This window comes from Bacillus sp. XT-4 (genome assembly GCF_050864245.1).
GTDB lineage: Bacteria > Bacillota > Bacilli > Bacillales > Bacillaceae > Bacillus > Bacillus altitudinis.
Genome location: NZ_JBPAFI010000007.1, coordinates 33,463 through 51,466 on the forward strand (window position 1 = coordinate 33,463; position 18,004 = coordinate 51,466).

Consider the following 18,004-nt stretch of genomic DNA (forward strand, 5'->3'; position numbering starts at 1 on the left):
ATTTATCGAAAGGCCTTGAGTTGAATAGTGGCTTCTTTTAGCTTCGCTGTAATGGTTTTTGCAAATTGAAGCGCGTGACTGCCATCCCCGTGGATGCACACCGTATCTGCTTTGAGCTGAACATCTTCCCCTTGCACTGTCCGCACTTTTCCCTCTCTTACCATACGGATGACCTGTTGAACCGCCCTTTCATCCTCTTCAATAAGTGCATGAGGTTCACGGCGGGATGTCAGTGTCCCGTCTGGTTGATACGTCCGATCAGAAAAAACTTCATGTGCCACTTGAAGACCGATTCTTTCCCCTGCTGACGCAAGTTCACTGCCTGACAGCGCAAATAACACAAGGTTAGGATCAATATCATACACAGCCTTCGCAATTGATTCAGATAATTCAGTATTTTTAGCCGCCATGTTGTAAAGGGCGCCGTGTGGTTTGACGTGCTGCATTGTACCGCCTTCTGCTTTCAGAAAGGCTGATAGTGCACCAATTTGATAGATCACAAGATCATAGGCTTCCTCTGCTGAGATCGCGATTGGACGTCTGCCAAAACCGACTAAATCTTGCAGACCTGGATGTGCACCAATTTGGACCCCTTTATCCAGTGCCATTTTAACCGTCTTTCTCATCACAGTTGGATCTCCCGCATGAAAACCGCATGCAATATTGGCTGAGGTAACATATTCAAGAATTTGTTCATCTGAACCGATGGTGTATTGACCAAAACTTTCTCCCAAATCACAGTTAATATCCACTTGATACATAGAACCCCTCCTTGTCGTTCCGAATTGCGGAATATAAAGTCCGAATATTCGAATTTATATTGATTATACCAACTTTGGATAGACTGCACATGAAATTGTCAGAAAATATAACAATAGAACTAGGAGAAAACAAAAAAGTGAGAGGTCATGTCCTCTCACTTTTTCTACTCATTTATTTAGACAGCACCCAATGTTGGATGGCTTTTGCTACCCCGTGTTCTGTATTAGGAGCCGTAATCCAATCAGCCGCTTCTTTCACAACTTCTTGTGCATTGCCCATTGCAATGCCTAATCCGGCTTCTTGAATCATCGCCATATCATTCAGACTGTCGCCAAGTGACATGACGTTGTCCATTGTACAGCCAATGCGTTCTGCCACTTTTGCAAGAGCTGCCGCTTTGTTAATGCCTGCTGCATTGACTTCGATATTGGTTGGACTGGAATTCGTGATTTCTAGCTGTCCATTTGTTTTCAATGTATGGAGGACTTCCTCACGAACAGCATCGTCATGAATATCAAAACCAAATTTCAACCATTCGTGGTCATGAATGCGTTCAGGGAATTCTCCTCTCCACACCTTATCCACAGTAGATGCCCAGTAATCGGTTTCGTATCTGTTTTTTAGATCCCACATCATCTGAACGTGATCGGGGTGCAGCAGTTCCCGTTCAATCAACTGGAAGTTTGAATCCCAAATTTCACTTCCGTTCGCTGTGACAAGATAGGAAGAGAGCTTCAGCGGCTCGACCAGCTCTCGGCATGTCATCAGCGTACGTCCTGTGCTAATCACCACATGGACCCCTTTGGCTTCTGCTTCTTTAATGGCTTGTTTATTTTCCTCAGGAATGACGTGCTCACTGTTTAACAGCGTGCCATCCATATCAATGGCAATCAATCGGATGTCTTTCTTATCAGCTTGTGTTGACAAATTGAGTACCCCACTTTGTATCATTTTTTGAATCTATCTTTATTTTAATATAAAGATGAAGATGGCACAAAGGGACGAGTTTGATCCCAAAGAAAAAAGACCTTGTGACAGGTCTTTTTTCTTCTTCTTAACGTTCACATGCGATGCCGTCTTTATCACGGTCAAGGTGTGTATTTTTTAAGTAGAGTGCTTTTGATACATAAGGCTTGTACTTCGTTTTTCCACCTTTGTTTTTCGTATTTTTGCTTTTTGCCACGCCGCCTTTATACACTTTGTTGAGTGCTTTGCAGTTTTTGTACTTGACTGTCTTTGCATCCGCTGTGTGAGTGTCAACTTGTGTAAAGCTAAGTAAAAGACCGAAAGATATGACGGCCACCATGATTTTTTTCAACATGTAAGTTCCCCCCTATTTTTTCTCATTTTACATTTTTATCATATGTCACCACATTTTGTTTTTCAAGACGATTGAGGTGAAAATATTGGTTTTTTTGGAATTTAATAATCCTTATGCCCTATGTGGTAAAATGAGTGGGAAACCTTTCCGGTTTTGACACGTATATGAAGAGAGGAGCTTTCCATATGAAAATGAAATATACCATTCTATATGTAAACGATGTTGAAGCAAGTATTCAGTTCTACCATCATATCCTCGGTTTCCCGATTAAATTAAGAGTTGAATCCTATGTTGAGTTTGATACAGGAGAAGTGACCTTATCGATTAATTCACGCCAAGATGTGAAAGAGGCACTTGGTCTGCCTGTTCCAGAGGCAGTTAGCTCGTCACAAACGTTTGAGATTGGCTTTGTTGTGGATGATGTGAATGAAACAATTGCGTCCTTGAAGGAAAAAGGAGTACCTGTCATCAAGGAACCTGCCAAGAAGCCGTGGGGACAAACGGTTAGTTACGTGTCTGATCCTGATGGACATTTCATTGAAATATGTGATGTGGTCTCCTAATAGCTGTCCGAAGGAGTGAAGCGTAATGAGAAAGAAACATGCTTTTTTTGTTGGTGTTTGCTCCATGCTGGTGATTTGCAGCACGGCGCTCATATTACAGCACCATGAATGGATTGGATTCGTCAGTGGTGGAATCTCTATTATTGCGTTCGTTGCATCTGGATTTCTTATGGGTGCATGGACCAACGGGGAAGAGGCACGAGCGGCCTATCACTCTGAAACAAAAGAACACCGGATGTTTCGTCTTGATACGGCTTTTCTTTTCATCATCTTTGCCCTTCCGCATATGGGTGCAGCACTGTTATATGTTTTTATGTAAATAGTTGATTTGGTTCAAAGGAGTAATTAACATGGCTGTTTTTGTCTATTTGTTGTATTTGGTTTACCTATGATCTCTGTGCTGATAGGTATTTTCGGCACATTGTTTTTAAAGAACATTTGGTTTCCCACCTTGATTGTGCTGGTAGCGAGTGTGATTCTGATGTTCACCTTTATTGGTGGAAATGAATCTTTTCTCATTTGGGTCATCGTCTACACAGTCTGTGCATTTCTCGGTGCGTTCATTACAAAGCGATTCAAAGCTGTTTCATAAATACTCATCAAAAAAAGAACAGTTTGCACTGTTCTTTCAGATTGTTGACAAAGGGCTAAAATGATTCTTTATTTTAGCCCTTTGTCTTCTTTTCAGCGTGATAGAAAACCTTTGCAGTCTAGGAAGGACGAGTACTGGAGCGGAGCGAATTTGACATTCGTGAGCACCAGCACGCAGGACTGACAAAGAATGCGAGGGTTTGGCTACACGCTGAAAGAACAGTTTGCACTGTTCTTTTTTTGATTAAATATCGGCACACCATAGCTCTATTTCGATTTTCAGCTCTGGCCACCCTAATGCAGTCACATAGGCAACGGTCATTGATGGATATGCCGTTTTGAAGATTGCATCCCACTGTGGATATAGATGGTCCCAATCAATTTCTTCTGTTGCCCAAATATTGACTTTGATGACGTGTTCTTCATTCAATCCTTCTGATGCAAGGATTCTCTTTATATTTTCAAACGTATTGGTGACTTGGTCGTTTAAGCTTGATGGGATCTGTCCATCCGCTCCTGTCCCTACTTGACCTGATGTCACAAATAACCCCGCACCCTTTGGCACCCTCGTGATATGACTGTAGTTGCCAACGGGTTTCGGCATACTTTCTGGGTTTTTTCTCGTGATTTTTTCCATGTAAATCCCTCACTCACTATGATTTTTCTGCGTGTTTTTCCTCCTGTAGACAGACTTCACCAATTTTTGTCTATCCTAAAAGAAAACAGCAGTGGAGTATCCGTAGCCACAAGGTAAGAACATCAATATTTTCTTTTTCATGGACGAAACACTCCTTTTTGATTGCGTGAGCAAGGTTTAGATTTATTTCATCCTACCTGATAAATGAACCACAGTCAAAAATAAATGATAACGTGTAACATCTTGATTCTTCATACCCATTATCTAAAATCGTTCTTTTCTTGTTCATGGTTTGTTCAAATTTCTTCTATATAGTAGATCGTAATAGGAGGTAGGATACATCATGGCAAAAATAAATAAGAAAATGATTAGTCTTTGCACCGCAGCCATTAGCAGCTTATACATCACTGGTTATGCAACTACCCATCACGCTCAAGCCGTTCAAACAGCACAATCAAATACACAAGCAGACGCTTCTAATAATACATCTCTCACATCAGATACTACCACCACTCAAACAGAAGATACCACTTCAGAAACTGAACTCAAGGATGGTACTTTCTCTGGTACTGGATCAAATGAGATTGGCTCTATCAGTGTATCTGTTACCATCAAACAAGGAAATATCACTTCTGTCGAGATTACGAGTGATAACACTAGATACGGGCAAAGCTCCATTTCATCATTACCTAATGAAGTGGTTATCAGACAAAGTGCTGATGTAGATACGGTGAGCGGTGCAACATTAAGTACTCAGGATTTTGAAACAGCCGTTGCTCAGGCTTTAGAGCAGGCAAAGGCATAGAGAGGAGACACTATGATGAAATGGTTAGGACAACAAAAACTGATGACTTATCAAAAATCCATGCTGGCTATGGGAACTGTTATCAATATTCAAGTGGTTGCCTATGAAGAAGATCGACGAGCTGTTTTAGAAGACATCAATCGCGCTTTTTCCATTTTTTACGATATCGAACATCGGTTTAGCCGTTTTCGCTCTGATTCGGAAGTCATGAAGTTAGCCAATCGCTCAAATCAAGAGGTATTAGTCAGTGAAATGCTTTTCGATTTAACAGCCTATGCGTTAGAGTTAGCTGAATTAACAAATGGAAAGTATGATCCAACCATCGGGAAAGTCATGGAACAAAAAGGATTCAATCGGTTGTACACGACAGGACAAACTTTTTCATCACATGACGTACCACATACAGCTGTTCATTACCGTGACGTCCAGTTAAACGAGACGAATCGGACGATTTATTTGAACAAACCGCTGATTTTGGATTTTGGTTCTATTGCAAAGGGATTTGCGTGCGATCTTGCCGCAAAAGAGCTTGAAGCATGGGAAGGCTTTATGATGAATGCTGGTGGGGATGTGTTGGTATCTGGATTTAACGAACAACAAGAAGAGTGGACAATTGGGATTCGGCATCCCATTCACAAACAGACCAACATCTCGATCATTCAAACGACTAATTGTGCGATTTGTACATCTGGAAGCTATGAACGGATCAGCCGTAATGATCCTCATACGCACCATTTGATTCTCCCTCAAACGAAACAGTCTGAACAAAGTTTGTTAAGCTGTACCGTCATTGCACCACTCGGTATGCTCGCAGATAGTCTCTCTACAGCTGCTTTTTTATTAGGTAGAGAAGGAGGTTATTCTTTTTTAGCCGAACATGAAATACCTGCCGTGATGGTGGATCAAGATGCTGATATGACCCTAACACCGGAGATGAAGGAGGTTCCATCATGGAATTACAGCCAGCACCAACCACAGACCAAACATTTTTGAAATCATCGCCTTCACTAAAAACCTACATTCGGACGCCGAAACGGTATGTCATCGCCATTCTTTTGGTCCTTTTAGCCGCCGGGAGTCTGCACGCTGGTTTTCTTAGTGGTCTCGCTACAGTTGCTACCAGCATCGGGACAGCACTAATTATTGACTCTTTCATCTCAAGAGTGATTTGGAAAAACAATAAACACACATTCCCTGATGGAGCTCTGCTCACAGGGCTGATTATTGGCATTGTTCTCAGTCCAGCCACTTCTTTTGCTGTATCTGCTTTCACAGCCGCAGTATCCATTTTATCTAAGCATGTCATCACTTATCAAAAGAAACCAATTTTGAATCCAGCCGCATTTGGTTTGTGGCTCTCAGTCATTTTATTTTCGCCCAATCAAAGCTGGTGGGGCGGTATGTCTCTTCTACCTTGGTGGACTATAATCCTAGTGGTGGTCGGCGGTTATTTGGTGACAAGCCGCGTACAAAAGTTCCCGCAAGTTTTCGCCTTTCTAGCAGCATACGGCCTGATCCACCTCATATTGGGATTCATCGGCCTAACGGATGCTTCATCTGCTTTTATGACGCCCTACTTAAATGCCGTCTTGTTCCTTGCATTCTTTATGTTGACTGATCCACCTACTTCACCAGCAAAGAATCGTGATCAAATCATCTTTGGTATCCTCTGTGCTGTCGTTTCGTGTGTGGACTTCTATTTATTTAATAGCTTATCTTACTTACTCACAGGGCTTTTATGTGCCAATGCTTGGAAAGCCTATCGAACGTACCAAACAAATCAAAAGCGACGGGCAAAAAGGACGAAAGTCGTCTAAATAAAAAAACGGACATCGACTTTTCGACGTCCGTTTGGCCATACCTTATAAACGATAACGTGCAATATCTTGATTCAATCGCATGCTTAGCTCATTGAGCCTTTCTGCTGCCTTCGCCACATTGGAGATGGCGGTGACTTGTTCGTCAGTAGATGCAGTGATTTCTTCAATCGCAGCGGCATTTTCTTGAGAAATATGCGCTGCACCATGCATCGCTTTTGTGATGAGGTCGTTTTGTTCCAGTAATGTGTTCAGCTCTTTTGCCATCGCATTCGTTTCAACGATGGTTTGTGAAATCGATGTAGAGATGGAATTGAATTCTTGTTCTGTTGCATGAACCGCTTCATCAAGCTCGGCAAAACGATCCATTGTTTTGGACATCATGCCAGCTGTAGCCGTCGTTTCTTCTTTAATGCCTTGAATCATCTGCTGGATTTGAACAGCTGATTGCTTTGTCTGTTCAGCTAAATTCCGCACTTCACTCGCCACAACCGAGAATCCTTTGCCATGCTCTCCTGCACGAGCTGCTTCAATGCTCGCATTCAGGGCCAGTAAGTTCGTTTCGTTTGAAATGCTTTCAATGGTATCTGTAATTTGAGAAATATCTTGTACTTTTGTACTTAACTGCTCAATTCCTGATCGAATACCTTGAGATGCCTGAATGGATTGCTCATTTGATTGTTTTAATTGCTGGACAATTTGCTGACCCTGCTGGGAAGATTGGTTCGACTGGTCTGAAATTCGTTTGATCTGGTCGCTTTGTTCTTTGACGTTTTCAATGGATTGATTGAACTGAGTCATTTGTTGATTGGCTACCTCAAGGTCTGATGCCTGATGAAGGGTCCCAGTTGAGATATCTCCAATCGCTCGGCCAATTTCTTCACTGCTGGCGGATGTTTCTTCAGAGATGGCGGATAGATCTGTCGCAGATTCGACGAGCTGGCTGCTCGTTTCCTGCAAACCGCTCACAAGTGCTCTAAGCTCTCCTGACATATGATTAAAGCCTTTTGCCAGCTGTCCAATTTCATCCGAGGTTTCTTTTAAGCTGGTGCGTTCAATATTGCCCGCCGCAATTTCTTTTGAAGCAGCCGTGACTTGCTTGAGCAGTCTCACTTTTCCTCGAGCTGCCAAATAAAAGACACCCATACTTAAAAGAGCGACACCTGCTGTAATGAGAATAATATAGAGCTTCATCTGCTCTAGTTCTTTATAAAATTCATCCTGAAATACGGCGATTCCTATACTCCAATTCCACGGTGTAAACTGATTCATATAAGCGAGTTTTTGCTTTTCTTCCCCGGTGGCATCGTCTTTATCCATATAGGTGATATAGTGTGCATCTTCGCCTTTTGCTGTGGCGCCAGCGACCATTTTTTGACGGTTTGTCGTATCATCTGGGATGACGCCGATGTCGTTAACCGGATGAACCTGTGATGAATAATCGGCTCCATATGCGACAAGGTAGCCTTTATTTTTATAGATAAAATCTGATTTTTGAAATTGGTACCCTTTGCCGTTGTCATTTTTAGGCCCGCTCAAGTAAATACGGGCTTGTTCCTGCGCCTGTTCAAGCGTCAGTTCTTTGTTCTCCACACGGTCGTTCAATTGTTCAAGAGTGGCCATCGCTCCATTTACGATGTGTTTTAAATCTGCTTTCCCTGCATCAATTAAGACATTTTTCGCTAAAAAATACCCCGTTGTTCCTACAAGTCCGCCTGTTAAAATTGTAATAACGATAATGGCTGACATCAATTGAAAAAAGACACTCCTTGAAGCAAACGCTTTCTTTTTCATGTTCTAATTCCCCCTTACTACATATATCGTCATGCAGGGGAAAGTATTAAAAAAGTCATAGAAAAAATCCCTTTCACGTTAGAGAAAGGGATCTCAGATTGTTGACAAAGGGCTAAAATTGATTTTAGCCCTTTGTCTTCTTTTCAGCGTGATAGAAAACCTTTGCAGTCTAGGAAGGACGAGTATCGGAGCGGAGCGAATGAGAGATTCGTGAGCACCGACACAAAGGACTGACACCGAATGCGGGGGTTTGTCTATACGCTGAAAATCCCTTTCACGTTAGAAAGGGATTTTTTGATTAAAGCTCGATTTCTTTGAGGATGGCTTGATAGAGATCGTCTTCAGGTTTGAGTCCACATACCTCTTGAAGCACACCTTCAATGCCTTTTTCTTTCCTTAATGCCTGCAAGCGGACCGCTTCTTCGTCTTCTGCAAAGTCGTAAGCCAAAGCAGCAGCAATCCCTTTGATTAAGTACACTGGCTGCTTGATCTTTTTCGCTGGACCGATTAAACGGTCATCTGCTCCCAGCTTTCTAAGAGGAGATCGTGCGACTCGAGTCACTTCATCGGAGATAAAAGCATTTTCAAATCGTTTGATGATTTTTTGAATGTACGCATCATGTTCTTCTTTTCGGAAGCCATATGCGTCAATTAAATAACTGCCCGTTTCATGAAGGGCACCTTCGACCACTTGACGAATGTCTGGTGTATCAACAGCTTCTTTAATGGTTTTTACGCCTTGCTGATACCCGACATAAGCCGCTAGTGCATGTCCTGTATTGACGGTGAAGAGCTTCCGTTCAATATACGGCGTCAAATCTTGGACAAAGATCGCTCCGTCAATTTGCGGAACATCTCCAATAAAGCCCGTCTCATCAATGACCCACTCGAAAAATGGTTCAACCGACACTTTGAGAATGTCCTCATGGTGCTGAATCGGAACAATGCGATCAACCGCAGCGTTTGGAAAGCCCACGGTTTGTGATATCGCTGCTTGCTCATCTGCTGTTAAATGAGAGAACACCGCTTCTTTTAAATGAGCACTTCCCCCAATCATATTTTCACATGCCACGATGTTGATGATATGGTCAGGCTTTTTTTGTTTTAATCCTTCAGCAATCGATGAGGCAATGATCTTCAATACGGCTGGTCCAACAGCTGTTGTAATCAAATTGGCTGTGGCAATCGCCTCTGTTAATGCTGCTGGATTTTGCGAAGAATTGATCGCTGATACGGGCCCGACGATTTCTTGCTTCTGCCCTGGTGCTGCGAATTCAACCGTGTATTCTCCTCTTTCATTCAGCTCATGGATGACCGCTTCATTCACATCGGTAAAGACAAGCTCAAAGCCTGATGTCTTTAACAAAGATCCGATAAACCCTCTGCCGATATTCCCTGCTCCAAAATGAAGTGCCTTCATATTAGTTCACCTCATTAAAGATGGCGATCAGTTCATCCTGATCCTTTGCATGAATGATCCGTTCTACATTTTCTTCTTCTGAACAGACAATCGCAATTTGAGACAGAATATCAAGATGCTCGTTGTTTTTTCCAGCAATCCCAAAGACGACTTTCGCCACATTTCCTTCACCATATTCAACACCATCTGGAATTTGGATAATCGAAATCCCTGAATGAAGGACAGCCGCTTTCGCATCCTCTGTTCCATGAGGGATTGCAATGCCGTTCCCCATAAATGTAGAAGAGATCTCTTCTCTTTCAAACATTTTGTCGACATAATCACTTGTGACATAGCCGTTTGCTACGAGGACTTCGCCTGCTTTTTTGATGGCTTCTTCTTTAGAACCTGCTTGTTCGTTTAGAAAAATATTGTCTTTAGAAAGTACTTGTTTCATACATGATCACACACCTTTTTTAGAATAAAAATCAGGAAAACAACCAAAACGGGGAGTTCAATTAGGAAAAATTGGACTCAACCCGTTTCGTCATGTTATTTTTTCAATTTCTCAATCAGCTCATCATATTTCGGGCTGTTTAAGAAATTATCCACTGAGATATGCACAGCGCCTGGCAGCTTTGCCTTGGCTCTGTCTGTTAAATCTTTATGAGTAAAGACCACATCCGCATCGTCTGGGATGTTGCTGATCGATGTGTTTGTCACATCGATATCAAGCTCTGCCTTTTTCACTTTGTTTTTCAGAATGGACGCACCCATTGCACTTGAGCCCATCCCTGCATCGCAGGCAAAGATGATTTTATTCACGTCATCTGGATTGACGTCACTTGGAGATGCTACTTGCTCGTTTGCTTCAGCGTTTTCATTTTGTGCTGTAAGAGCAGCGGCCGCTGCACTTTTCTTGCCTTTCATGTCCTGCATCTTTTCTGTTGCTGCTGTTAAATCTTCGTCAACTTCTTTAGATGCTTTCAAAATGACCGATGCGACAAGGAACGATACGATAGCTGCTACGACAACACCTGCTAAAACGGCAAGGTGACCGCCTTTTGGAGACATCAGCATAAGCGCAATAATACTTCCTGGTGACGGCACAGCTTTTAATCCTGCATTTAATAATGTAAACGTCAGGACACCACTTGCTCCCCCTGCAATGACAGCCAAAATAAGTTTTGGTTTCATTAAGATGTACGGGAAGTAAATTTCATGGATTCCTCCTAAGAACTGAATCACAATGGCACCTGGTGCAGACTGTTTCGCATTTCCTCTTCCAAAGAACATATACGCAAGAAGAACACCTAAACCTGGCCCTGGGTTTGTTTCAAGCAAGAACAGAACAGACTGCCCTGTCTTCGCTGCTTGCTCCACCCCTAACGGACCTAAAATACCTTGGTTAATCGCATTGTTTAAGAACAATACTTTTGCTGGTTCAATGAAGATACTTGCCAGCGGTAGTAAATGAGCATTGACAATGATATCTACACCTGCCGCAAGGGCCTTATTCAGACCTAGTACCACTGGGCCGATGGCATAGAATGCAATGGCAACGAGAATGGCACCGAGGATACCTGCCGTAAAGTTATTCACAAGCATTTCAAAGCCAGATTTGATTCGGTCTTTGAACAGCTGGTCAATTTTCTTTATGAGATAACCGCCAAGCGGTCCCATGATCATGGCACCTAAAAACATTGGAATATCTGAGCCAACAATGACGCCAATCGTAGCCGTAGCACCGAGCACTCCGCCTCGATGGTCATAGACGAGTTTACCGCCTGTGTAACCAATTAAGAGCGGTAGTAAGTAGTTAATCATCGGTCCAACGAGTGTAGCTAATTGCTCATTCGGAAGATAACCACTTGGAATGAACAAAGCTGTAATGAGTCCCCATGCAATAAATGCACCAATATTCGGCATAATCATGCCGCTTAAATAGCTTCCAAAGCGCTGTACTTTCACGCGGAATCCGCTTTTTTCCTGCATCTGTGAAAACCCCTTTCTTCTCTCCCTTTATTTCGGGCTTTATAGGTCAAAAGATATAAGAACGAGAGTCAGTGAAGCCCTTATACCTATCGTAAAACGCTTTCACTTTCCCTTCAATTGAAACTAAATGTCACTTTGTCACTTAGTGTGTGACAAAATTGAAAAATAATGTGACACCTCTCGGCATACCATAGATGATAGCGGGGTAAAAGTTGAATCTACTGTTGTTTTGGCGCAAAATTCATTGGAATTTCACAACTTTCAAATCGTCACTTCTTGTTTCCTCTTCTTAAATCGAATAGGCTTATATTGATCAAACCTATTTAAACAAGAAATGTCTGCGCAGACATGACACAGAAAAAGTGAACCATCTTGCTATTTGTTTCGTTTACCTTTTAGAGTAGGCGGTACAATAGAAAGAGCGGTTTTTTCTGTGACTCACAGTTTACTGCCGCTTTCTTTCTGATACATGAGACATTTTCATAGGTAGAAAGGCGGTTATTCACATTGTTGAAATATCGTAAGTGGCTTCTGCTGCTCATCTTCATGTTCTCCTTTTTCATGCCAAAAGAGGCATTTGCTCATGCATATGTGGTGAGCTCAAATCCAGTAGCAAATGAAGAGCTGGATCAGCAGCCTCCTGCAGTCTCGATCACCTTTAGTGAAGGAATCGAAAGCGGATTTCATGCCATTAAGGTGTTTAATGCAAAAGGGGATCGTGTGGATCAAGGAGATACGGTCATCAAAGAGCAAAAGATCATGGAAGCAGCTTTAAAAAAGAATTTACCTAAAGGCATTTACACCATTCAGTGGAATGCGGTATCAGCCGATGGGCACTCTGTGTCTGGCATGATTCCTTTTAGTATCGGAAAAGCGGATGGAGGATTTGATCAATTAGATCAAGGACAATCTAGTGAATCCATCGATATGGCTTCAACCATTGACAAAGCCTTTCTGTATACGTCATTTAGCTTATTTCTTGGAACCATTTTATTTGGGCTTCTATGGTTTAAAGCGGCCATAACCGACGTTTTAGCTCGGCGAATGAAGCGACTCTTAACTGTTTCATTGATCATGATGGGCGGAGCACTCTTGTTCCAGCTGCCGATTCAAACTAAGTCAGCGGCAGACGTGTCCTTTTTAGGGGCATTTCAACCATCGCTTTTACAAGAAACCATTGCGTCGACTTCGGGTGGGAGTCTGTGGATGATGCTGATGGCGTCCTTTGTTCTTCTGATGATTTGGACGATTGTGGCGATGAAAAAAGGAATGTTCACTTCCTTTCGAGTATGGCTGTTCCCGCTGCTCATTTTCACTGTGCTCCTTTGGCTGAAAGCACAAATCGGTCATCCAGCCGCTACAGATAATAAAATACTGACAACGTCACTTGATTTCATTCATCTCGTTTCTGCATCTATTTGGGTCGGCGGCTTAACAGCCATTGTCCTTCTTTTGATGAAGAAACTGCCGAATGAAGATCAGCCGCTCATACGCAGCACCCTGACAGCTTTTCATCCGTGGGCACTGCTCTCAGTTGGACTGATTGTGTTTTCTGGGTTTGTGAATGCGATTTTTATTCTGCAATCATTTGATGCCCTTTTCCAATCAGCTTATGGACGCACCTTCTTAATCAAACTTGGTTTATTTATCATCATGGGTCTCCTTGGGCTCGTCCATTATTTGATGCTGAGATGGGAAAAGAAGCAGAAACGAAACGTATCTTTACGAGCAGAGTGGATCATTGGGATCGCTATTTTACTATTAACAGCCGTATTCACCAATATCCCAAGCCCTCCGCCGCCTGCACCAGAGCCATTCTTTGGAGCCAATCAGGTGGAGCATCGTGACCTTGTGTCTTTGAGCATTACCCCGAATGCTCCAGGTAAAAACACGTTCGAGGTGGCATTTACGAAGAAGGATGGACAAACGATCACAGACATTCAATCTGTGACAGCTAAGATCCACAAAGTCTCCTTGTTCGGTGATGAAACGCCAAACGAGTTTCAGCTGAAACGATTAAAGAATGGACACTTCTCGGCTGAAAACCTCTTACTAAATGAAAAAGGCACTTGGAAAATTGAGATTCATGCATTAACTGGTTCTTTTGACAACATCGATACGACATTCATTAGAAGAAACTAAAAGGAGTTCATATCATATGAAAAAATACGTTAAAGCTTTATTACCAATGCTTCTCGCTTCATTTTTACTGGCGATTCCTGTGAGTGCACACGTGACAGTCAAACCTGATACATCTGCAACGAATGCTTGGGAAACCTATACGTTAAAAGTACCTTCTGAAAGCGACAGTCCGACAACAAAGGTTGTCATCACGATGCCTAAAGGCGTAGAATTCCAGCAATACGAGCCAGTGCCTGGCTGGAAAACAACAACTGAAGAGAAAAACGGAAAAGTCACAAGAGTCACTTGGGAAGCAACTGGCGATGGTGTCCTTGCTGGACAGTTCCAGCAATTCGTGTTTGTCGCAAAAAACCCTGAAAAAGCTGGCGAAGCGGCATGGGATGCGTATCAATATTACAAGGATGGAACAGTAGTTGAATGGACTGGCGACAAGGACGCTGATAAGCCTCATTCGATCACAAACATTGTTGCGTCTAATACCGTAACGGATTCACATGGTCAAGAAAAACCAAAAGAAGAAAAGGCATCTGAAACAGCCTCTTCTTCTTCTTCTTCTTCACCACTTGTTCTTGGTCTGTCCATTGCAGCCTTAGTTGTGGCATTGATTGCACTTGGACTTGCTTTTAGAAAGAAATAAGCCTTACATGAGCGATCGTTTTTTCAAGCGGTCGCTTTTTATTTTCCCAACCTATCATTTCCAATATAGGATTGAATAGGATACTCGTGCATGCCATAATGAGACACATGACCACCTAGGAGGCTATGAGATGAACCATCTAATCATATTTGCTCATCCCCAGCAAAGCTTAAATCAAACCCTATTAGATCTTGTTGTAAGCACTCTTTTGAACAATGGTCATGATGTGACGGTTCGTGATGTGTATAGCATTGGCTTTCCGCCAGAGCTGACAACAGCAGAAAAGGTTGCCATGAGAAACGGACATGTGCCGGTACCGGTTCAAAGAGAGCAGAAGCTGATTCAACAAGCTGATGTCCTCACGTTTATCTTTCCAATATGGTGGACAGGCTTGCCGGCGATGCTAAAGGGTTATGTGGAGCGCGTTTTTTCAGAGGGGTTTGCGTATGAGATCAATGAAAACGGAGTGGTGAAAAATCTGCTTCGAGACAAAAAAGGGGTCATTATTAATACGCATGATGCACCGAGGACCTTTCTTGATTCAAATATGATCATCACCCCCAGCCATCACATGACGACAGATACAGCCGCCTTTGATCTGATCGGCGTTGAGCCAGTCGAACGGCTCTTGTTCAGCAGCATGGAACAAGCATCTGCAGACGACATCCACGAGATTCTCAAAGAAACAAAAGAAACGGTGGATCAACTTTTCCCACCGGCTGTTTAACATAAAAAAGACTGTCGAGGCTTCTCGGACAGTCTTTTTCACATGTTATTCGTCTAAACCAATTGACACATACTTCGTTTCTAAATAAGGCTCGATGCCTTCGATGCCGCCTTCACGACCAATACCACTCTCTTTCATACCGCCGAAAGGTGCCTGCACAGCGGATGGTCCCCCGTCATTCCAGCCAATAATCCCGTAATCTAGATTCTCAGATATATAGAGACCATTGCGGTAATTCTCTGTAAAGAAATAAGCCGCAAGTCCAAAAGGTGTATCATTTGCTAATTCAATGGCTTCATCTAATGTGCTAAATGTCGTAATGGGTGCAACTGGACCAAACGTCTCTTCATGCATAATGTTCATTGAAGGGTCGACATGAGTTAGCACCGTCGGCTGAACAAAATAATACGACTTCTCATCGTCAAAATGTGTATCGCCGCCGACAAGAACTTTCGCCCCTTTATCCACGGCATCTTGTATTTGGTCGACAATTTTATCGAAGCCTCGCTTATTGATAATCGGTCCGATGGACGTGCCTTCCTCAAACCCATTTCCTACTTTCAGCTTTTCCACTTCTTTGCTGAAACTTTGCGCAAATGCTTCATGAATTTCTTCATGGACAATTAATCGATTGGCACAAACACACGTCTGACCTGCATTACGGAATTTAGATGCCACTGCTTGTTTCACAGCCAATTCAAGGTTGGCGTCCTTATCTACGATCAGCGGGGCATGACCGCCAAGTTCCATAGAAACGTGTTTCACTGTGCTCGCACTGTTTTTGATGAGATGTTTTCCAACTGGTGTTGAGCCAGTAAACGTGATCTTGCGGATCAATGGACTATCTGTGAAGATTTCCCCCACTTCTTTTCCATCTCCAATCACCCATTGCAAGGCATCCTCTGGAATTCCGGCTTCATGGCCTAATTTCACAAGCTCAATGGCCGTAAGCGGCGTGTCTTCAGCAGGTTTCACGATAAACGTACAGCCCGCCGCAAGCGCTGGTGCAGCCTTCCTTGTAATCATCGCCGCAGGGAAATTCCATGGTGTAATCGCCGCAACAGGACCGACTGGCTGTTTTGTGACAAATAGGCGTTTGTTTGTCGTATGAGACGGGATCGTTCTGCCGTAAATCCGCTTTGCTTCCTCTGCGTACCATTCAATATATCCAGCGGCATAGACGATTTCCCCTAATGCTTCTTGATACGGCTTCCCGTTTTCTTCTGTGATGATTTTTGCAAGTCTTTCTTTATGCTCGATCATGAGATCAAACCATTTGCGAATGATATTTGCACGTTCATGGGCTGACGTTTTTGCCCATGTTTTGAATGCTTTGTGTGAGCGAGTGATCGCATCTTCAATCTGTTCTTTTGTATGCTGAGCAACTGAGGCAATTTCTTCTCCGGTTGCAGGATTATACACTTTGAGTTCGTTTGTCATGCTCTACCTTCTCCTTCGTTCTTGGATTCATTACATATAGTATATACCCAATGAGTGCCCAACCTAAAAGCAAAATCCATTCAGCTGGCCATGATAAGGAAGCCGGCATCCCTGGAAAATAAAATGATAGAAAAAGGAGACTGAGTCCAATGGCAAAAACGCCGGTCGTCCGCCAATATTTAATGCGGTATGGACGCTCAAGCTCAGGTTCTGTCTTGCGAAGTTTCATAAAGGCAATGGACACAATCAAATACCCAACGATGATGCCCACACCCCCTGCATTGACAATCCACACGAGGGCAGGTCGGCCTAGTAATGGTGCAAAAAAGGCCAATGCACCTAAGAACAAAATGGCATTTGTCGGTGTTTTATACTTCGGATGAATATACGCAAACCATTTGGAAATCATGCCTCTTTCCGCCATTGCATAGAGGATACGGCTTGCACCAATGATAAATGCATTCCAGCTCGTCACAATGCCTGCTACACCACCAATGACAAGCACAGTCCCAAACGCCTGATGACCAAGAAGCTGTACCATGGCATCTGCTGTTGCCAGTGATGAAGCCTCAAGCTGACCTTTTGACAATCCTGCCGCTACTCCAAAGACAATGAGTAGATAAAATACAACCGCACTCACAATGGAGATAATCAAAATTCTCCCGATGATCTTCTTTGGTGCGTTAATCTCCGCCGCTACCTGCGGGATGACATCAAACCCAACGAATAAAAAGGGAATCATCACTAACACAGCCATCAGACCGCCAACCCCGCCCTGAAACATCGGCTCAAGGTTTGCAAAATCTCCATTAAATGTAGCTCCGCCTAATAGAAGAAAACCTGTCAGGATAATGGCCACTGTGAACACCGATTGAAAAATGGCAGCAGGCTTTGCGCCAATGTAGTTCAGAGCTGTTAAAAACAGCGCACCGCCAGATCCAATCAACACCCATGTAAAGTAAACATCCCATCCTCCTATATTCCATAGGAAACCAACATGCTGTGTTGGAATGACATAGTCAATGACTGTCGGAAGTGCGACAGCTTCAAACGTAATTACGGACACATAACCGAACAATACGCCCCATGCGGAGACAAACGCTGATTTGATCCCAAATGCCCGCTGGACAAAGACGAGTCCTCCGCCTGTTTCTGGAATCGCAGAGGAAAGCTCTGCATACGTTAGTCCAATAAAGATGACGAGAATGCCCCCTATGACAAAGGCAATCACACTTCCTAAAAATCCAGCTGTTAAAATCCAATCTCCCGAAAGTACAACCCAGCCCCAGCCAAGCATTGCACCAATGGATAAAAACAGTACGTCTGACTGCGACATGGTTTTAGCCATTTGTTGTTTTTGCATACAACCATCCC

Annotated in this window: 18 protein-coding genes and 1 pseudogene; 9 read left to right on the forward strand and 10 right to left on the reverse strand. The window is 43.1% G+C overall.

All coding sequences use genetic code 11. From position 1 onward, the window contains the following. Window positions 1-2: 2 nt before the first annotated feature. The 3 genes from ACRRMM_RS16460 to ACRRMM_RS16470 form a co-directional block, all read right to left on the reverse strand. On the reverse strand, window positions 3-761 hold the full coding sequence (locus tag ACRRMM_RS16460; RefSeq protein WP_008347192.1) for a LamB/YcsF family protein: 759 nt from the start codon (window positions 759-761) through the stop codon (window positions 3-5). A gap of 172 nt (window positions 762-933) precedes the next feature. Further along, complete coding sequence (locus tag ACRRMM_RS16465) at window positions 934-1,713, reverse strand: Cof-type HAD-IIB family hydrolase (RefSeq protein ID WP_370539173.1); 780 nt, start codon at window positions 1,711-1,713, stop codon at window positions 934-936. 103 nt (window positions 1,714-1,816) lie between these two features. After that, window positions 1,817-2,080, reverse strand: a complete 264-nt coding sequence (locus ACRRMM_RS16470) for an excalibur calcium-binding domain-containing protein (protein ID WP_024720214.1) — start codon at window positions 2,078-2,080, stop codon at window positions 1,817-1,819. Window positions 2,081-2,268: 188 nt separating this feature from the next. Here ACRRMM_RS16470 and ACRRMM_RS16475 point away from each other — a divergent pair, with 188 nt between their 5' ends. The 3 genes and pseudogenes from ACRRMM_RS16475 to ACRRMM_RS16485 all read left to right on the forward strand — a co-directional run. Then, complete coding sequence (locus ACRRMM_RS16475; RefSeq protein WP_217816164.1) at window positions 2,269-2,646, forward strand: VOC family protein; 378 nt, start codon at window positions 2,269-2,271, stop codon at window positions 2,644-2,646. A gap of 25 nt (window positions 2,647-2,671) precedes the next feature. Beyond that, window positions 2,672-2,965 carry a DUF5316 family protein gene (locus ACRRMM_RS16480; protein WP_217816165.1) on the forward strand — a complete coding sequence of 98 codons (294 nt, stop codon included), beginning with the start codon at window positions 2,672-2,674 and terminating at the stop codon, window positions 2,963-2,965. Window positions 2,966-3,025: 60 nt separating this feature from the next. Further along, a pseudogene (locus tag ACRRMM_RS16485) lies at window positions 3,026-3,238 on the forward strand (DUF2651 family protein); the annotation flags it as partial. A 243-nt stretch (window positions 3,239-3,481) separates the two neighbouring features. On the opposite strand, the gene ACRRMM_RS16490 reads toward ACRRMM_RS16485, so the two are convergent. Next, window positions 3,482-3,874 (reverse strand): RidA family protein, encoded by a 393-nt coding sequence (locus ACRRMM_RS16490; protein ID WP_007498112.1) that lies wholly within the window; start codon window positions 3,872-3,874, stop codon window positions 3,482-3,484. A gap of 343 nt (window positions 3,875-4,217) precedes the next feature. Between ACRRMM_RS16490 and ACRRMM_RS16495 the strand changes: the two genes are divergently transcribed. From ACRRMM_RS16495 to ACRRMM_RS16505, 3 genes are read left to right on the forward strand one after another with little or no spacing between them, the layout of a single operon-like run. Then, window positions 4,218-4,679, forward strand: a complete 462-nt coding sequence (locus tag ACRRMM_RS16495) for an FMN-binding protein (RefSeq protein ID WP_217816166.1) — start codon at window positions 4,218-4,220, stop codon at window positions 4,677-4,679. Window positions 4,680-4,694: 15 nt separating this feature from the next. Further along, window positions 4,695-5,672 carry an FAD:protein FMN transferase gene (locus tag ACRRMM_RS16500; RefSeq protein WP_428828780.1) on the forward strand — a complete coding sequence of 326 codons (978 nt, stop codon included), beginning with the start codon at window positions 4,695-4,697 and terminating at the stop codon, window positions 5,670-5,672. Next, a complete protein-coding gene (locus tag ACRRMM_RS16505) occupies window positions 5,630-6,496 on the forward strand; it encodes an RnfABCDGE type electron transport complex subunit D (RefSeq protein ID WP_217816168.1) in 867 nt (288 codons plus the stop codon). The genes ACRRMM_RS16500 and ACRRMM_RS16505 overlap by 43 nt, the downstream gene beginning before the upstream one ends. Before the next feature lie 45 nt (window positions 6,497-6,541). On the opposite strand, the gene ACRRMM_RS16510 is transcribed toward ACRRMM_RS16505, so the two are convergent. The 4 genes from ACRRMM_RS16510 to ACRRMM_RS16525 all read right to left on the reverse strand — a co-directional run bounded on the left by ACRRMM_RS16510 (window position 6,542) and on the right by ACRRMM_RS16525 (window position 11,684). Beyond that, window positions 6,542-8,290 carry a methyl-accepting chemotaxis protein gene (locus tag ACRRMM_RS16510; protein ID WP_202733968.1) on the reverse strand — a complete coding sequence of 583 codons (1,749 nt, stop codon included), beginning with the start codon at window positions 8,288-8,290 and terminating at the stop codon, window positions 6,542-6,544. A 298-nt stretch (window positions 8,291-8,588) separates the two neighbouring features. Further along, a complete protein-coding gene (locus ACRRMM_RS16515; protein ID WP_217816169.1) occupies window positions 8,589-9,710 on the reverse strand; it encodes a mannitol-1-phosphate 5-dehydrogenase in 1,122 nt (373 codons plus the stop codon). 1 nt (window position 9,711) lies between these two features. Next, window positions 9,712-10,146 (reverse strand): PTS sugar transporter subunit IIA, encoded by a 435-nt coding sequence (locus ACRRMM_RS16520; protein ID WP_019743148.1) that lies wholly within the window; start codon window positions 10,144-10,146, stop codon window positions 9,712-9,714. Window positions 10,147-10,241: 95 nt separating this feature from the next. Next, window positions 10,242-11,684, reverse strand: a complete 1,443-nt coding sequence (locus ACRRMM_RS16525) for a PTS mannitol transporter subunit IICB (RefSeq protein ID WP_008347217.1) — start codon at window positions 11,682-11,684, stop codon at window positions 10,242-10,244. A 507-nt stretch (window positions 11,685-12,191) separates the two neighbouring features. Here ACRRMM_RS16525 and ACRRMM_RS16530 point away from each other — a divergent pair. The 3 genes from ACRRMM_RS16530 (at window position 12,192) to ACRRMM_RS16540 (ending at window position 15,190) form a co-directional block, all read left to right on the forward strand. Beyond that, complete coding sequence (locus tag ACRRMM_RS16530; RefSeq protein ID WP_217816170.1) at window positions 12,192-13,826, forward strand: copper resistance protein CopC; 1,635 nt, start codon at window positions 12,192-12,194, stop codon at window positions 13,824-13,826. Window positions 13,827-13,842: 16 nt separating this feature from the next. Next, on the forward strand, window positions 13,843-14,463 hold the full coding sequence (locus tag ACRRMM_RS16535) for a YcnI family copper-binding membrane protein (RefSeq protein ID WP_432450899.1): 621 nt from the start codon (window positions 13,843-13,845) through the stop codon (window positions 14,461-14,463). Window positions 14,464-14,593: 130 nt separating this feature from the next. Beyond that, window positions 14,594-15,190, forward strand: coding sequence for an NAD(P)H-dependent oxidoreductase (locus ACRRMM_RS16540; RefSeq protein WP_065459847.1), 597 nt, complete (start codon window positions 14,594-14,596; stop codon window positions 15,188-15,190). Between the two features lie 45 nt (window positions 15,191-15,235). Here ACRRMM_RS16540 and ACRRMM_RS16545 read toward each other — a convergent pair whose 3' ends face one another. Both ACRRMM_RS16545 and ACRRMM_RS16550 read right to left on the reverse strand, forming a co-directional pair. Next, complete coding sequence (locus ACRRMM_RS16545) at window positions 15,236-16,630, reverse strand: NAD-dependent succinate-semialdehyde dehydrogenase (RefSeq protein WP_007498133.1); 1,395 nt, start codon at window positions 16,628-16,630, stop codon at window positions 15,236-15,238. Further along, entirely contained in the window at window positions 16,605-17,993 is a 1,389-nt protein-coding gene (locus ACRRMM_RS16550; RefSeq protein ID WP_007498135.1) for an APC family permease, read from the reverse strand. The genes ACRRMM_RS16545 and ACRRMM_RS16550 overlap by 26 nt, the downstream gene beginning before the upstream one ends. Between the last annotated feature and the right edge of the window lie 11 nt (window positions 17,994-18,004).

Coding starts and splice junctions, on each gene's coding strand:
- ACRRMM_RS16460 (WP_008347192.1), bottom strand. CDS start 761: ATGTATCAAGTGGATATTAACTGTGATTTGGGAGAAAGTTTTGGTCAA.
- ACRRMM_RS16465 (WP_370539173.1), bottom strand. CDS start 1,713: ATGATACAAAGTGGGGTACTCAATTTGTCAACACAAGCTGATAAGAAA.
- ACRRMM_RS16475 (WP_217816164.1), top strand. CDS start 2,269: ATGAAAATGAAATATACCATTCTATATGTAAACGATGTTGAAGCAAGT.
- ACRRMM_RS16480 (WP_217816165.1), top strand. CDS start 2,672: ATGAGAAAGAAACATGCTTTTTTTGTTGGTGTTTGCTCCATGCTGGTG.
- ACRRMM_RS16490 (WP_007498112.1), bottom strand. CDS start 3,874: ATGGAAAAAATCACGAGAAAAAACCCAGAAAGTATGCCGAAACCCGTT.
- ACRRMM_RS16495 (WP_217816166.1), top strand. CDS start 4,218: ATGGCAAAAATAAATAAGAAAATGATTAGTCTTTGCACCGCAGCCATT.
- ACRRMM_RS16500 (WP_428828780.1), top strand. CDS start 4,695: ATGAAATGGTTAGGACAACAAAAACTGATGACTTATCAAAAATCCATG.
- ACRRMM_RS16505 (WP_217816168.1), top strand. CDS start 5,630: ATGGAATTACAGCCAGCACCAACCACAGACCAAACATTTTTGAAATCA.
- ACRRMM_RS16510 (WP_202733968.1), bottom strand. CDS start 8,290: ATGAAAAAGAAAGCGTTTGCTTCAAGGAGTGTCTTTTTTCAATTGATG.
- ACRRMM_RS16515 (WP_217816169.1), bottom strand. CDS start 9,710: ATGAAGGCACTTCATTTTGGAGCAGGGAATATCGGCAGAGGGTTTATC.
- ACRRMM_RS16520 (WP_019743148.1), bottom strand. CDS start 10,146: ATGAAACAAGTACTTTCTAAAGACAATATTTTTCTAAACGAACAAGCA.
- ACRRMM_RS16525 (WP_008347217.1), bottom strand. CDS start 11,684: ATGCAGGAAAAAAGCGGATTCCGCGTGAAAGTACAGCGCTTTGGAAGC.
- ACRRMM_RS16535 (WP_432450899.1), top strand. CDS start 13,843: ATGAAAAAATACGTTAAAGCTTTATTACCAATGCTTCTCGCTTCATTT.
- ACRRMM_RS16540 (WP_065459847.1), top strand. CDS start 14,594: ATGAACCATCTAATCATATTTGCTCATCCCCAGCAAAGCTTAAATCAA.
- ACRRMM_RS16545 (WP_007498133.1), bottom strand. CDS start 16,630: ATGACAAACGAACTCAAAGTGTATAATCCTGCAACCGGAGAAGAAATT.
- ACRRMM_RS16550 (WP_007498135.1), bottom strand. CDS start 17,993: ATGCAAAAACAACAAATGGCTAAAACCATGTCGCAGTCAGACGTACTG.